The sequence below is a fragment of the Bilophila sp. 4_1_30 genome, from assembly GCF_000224655.1.
GTDB classification, from domain to species: domain Bacteria; phylum Desulfobacterota; class Desulfovibrionia; order Desulfovibrionales; family Desulfovibrionaceae; genus Bilophila; species Bilophila wadsworthia.
The window spans coordinates 637,337-639,295 of the sequence record NZ_JH114231.1 but is presented as its reverse complement, the minus strand read 5'-3'; the positions used below and the strand labels follow the sequence as shown (position 1 = coordinate 639,295).

2 protein-coding genes are annotated in these 1,959 nt (G+C 61.1%); both read left to right on the top strand.

Going from position 1 to position 1,959, the window contains the following annotated elements:
- The coding region (allE, locus tag HMPREF0178_RS03015; protein WP_009378956.1) for a (S)-ureidoglycine aminohydrolase at positions 1-748 on the top strand (748 nt) is incomplete at its 5' end.
- A 75-nt stretch (positions 749-823) separates the two neighbouring features.
- A complete protein-coding gene (locus HMPREF0178_RS03010; RefSeq protein ID WP_009378955.1) occupies positions 824-1,849 on the top strand; it encodes an aspartate carbamoyltransferase in 1,026 nt (341 codons plus the stop codon).
- The last annotated feature ends 110 nt before the right edge of the window (positions 1,850-1,959 follow it).

Sequence of the window (1,959 nt, the reverse complement as noted above, 5' to 3'; positions counted from 1 at the left end):
CAGAGCCGTGGTGAAGCCGGGCATGTATGCGATCATCCCTCCGGAAGGCCGTGTGTTCAACGTGATCCCCGGCATCGAAGGCTGCCGGATGACCATCCTGTGCACCCCTAAAATGGGCGCTGGCTTCGTCCAGCACATCGGCACGGCCCTGCCCGGCGGCGGGACCACCATGCCCTACGGCGCGTCCGGCCTGATCGAAACCTTTATCTACGTGCTTGACGGTGAAGGCTCGCTGACCGTCACTGTAGGCGGACGCACCGAAGTCATGCCGCAGGGCGGCTATGCCTACGCGCCCGCCGGGGTGGGCATCTCCTTCCGTAACGAGACGGACAAGCCCCTGCGCTTCCTGCTCTACAAGCAGCGCTACATCCCGCATCCCGATCCCGCGATGCAACCCTACGCCGTGTTCGGCAATACCAACGACATCGAAGAACGCATCTACGACAACATGGAAAACGTGTTCGTGCGCGATCTGCTGCCCGTGGACGAACGTTTCGACATGAACATGCACATCCTGTCCTTCGCGCCCGGCGGCTGCCATCCTTTCGTGGAAACGCACGTGCAGGAGCACGGCGCGTACCTGTACGAAGGGGAGGGCCTGTACCTGCTGAACGACGACTGGGTTCCGGTCAAGGCTGAAGATTTCATATGGATGGGCGCGTACTGCAAACAGTGCTGCTACGGCGTGGGCCTCACCCGCCTTTCCTACATCTACTCCAAGGATTGCCACCGCGACGCGGAGATTTGATGCCGGAGGCCCGCGGCGTTTCCGGCGGCGGGCCGCCTCCCCCACAACACCGCCGTCATACAATGGAGCGTTATCATGACCATTTCCGCAAGCCTCAAGCCGCTGGACCTTCGTGACGAACTTGAAGCCGCCAACATGAAGGGCAAAAACCTGACCTTCCTCGACGACTACAGCAAGGAAGAGCTCGGGCATCTCTTCAAGGCCGCCGAACTGCTGGAGCCGTACTCCAAGAACCAGATTCCGCTGCTTGCCAACAAGCTCCTGTATACACTGTTTTTCCAGCCGAGCACGCGTACCCGGTGCAGCCACGAGGTCGCCATGCACCGCCTCGGGGGGCGCGTGATCACCGAGACTGATCCGATGGGCCATTCCGCGATGGCGAAGAATGAATCCCTGTACGACGGCATCCGGGTTATCTCCCAGTACGCCGATGTGCTGGTGCTGCGCCACGGGGACAGCGAACAGGTTCTGTCCACGCTGGAACGCCTCGGTTCGGATGCTTGCCCGATCATTTCCGGCGGCTACGGGCACGTGACCCATCCCACGCAGGGCCTGCTGGACATGTACACCGCCCTGCGCGCCCTGAAGAAGCCCTTTGAGGACATGCGCATCATCATTTCCACGCCCGACCTGTCCCGCGCACGTTCCGGGCAATCCTTCGCCCTCGGCGCGGCCCGCATGGGTGCTCACATCATCTACACCGGCTCAAGCGGGCTGCGGACCCCGCAGGTCCTGATCGACAAGCTGAAGAGCATGGGCGCGAGCTTTGAGGAACATTTCGATCTGACGCACGACGAAAATGTCGAGCTCATGACCAAGGCCGATCTGCTGTACCTGCCCGGCAGCTCCCTGAAGAAGGAAGACCCCAACCGCGAGGACTTCATGCGGAAGGTCGCCAACCATTATCTGTACCTCAACGATCTCGAATACATCAAGAAGAAGACCGGGCGCGTGGTCGGTATCATGCATTCCCTGCCGCGCAACGACTTCGAGTTCGAACAGAGCCTCGATAAGAGCGAATTCGAACTGTATTTCAAGCAGATCGGGTTCAGCATCCCACTGCGCATGGCTCTGCTCGCGTCCATTTGCGGCGTGAACTAGTCTTGTACAGGAGATGCGGGGCCGTTTTCGGCGGCCTCCCTCCCCGGCACGTTTCCGTGAGGCCCGCTTCCGGGCCGGTCGCCATCTCGCCCCGGGATCCTTTTTTACCC

Coding starts and splice junctions, on each gene's coding strand:
- HMPREF0178_RS03010 (WP_009378955.1), top strand. CDS start 824: ATGACCATTTCCGCAAGCCTCAAGCCGCTGGACCTTCGTGACGAACTT.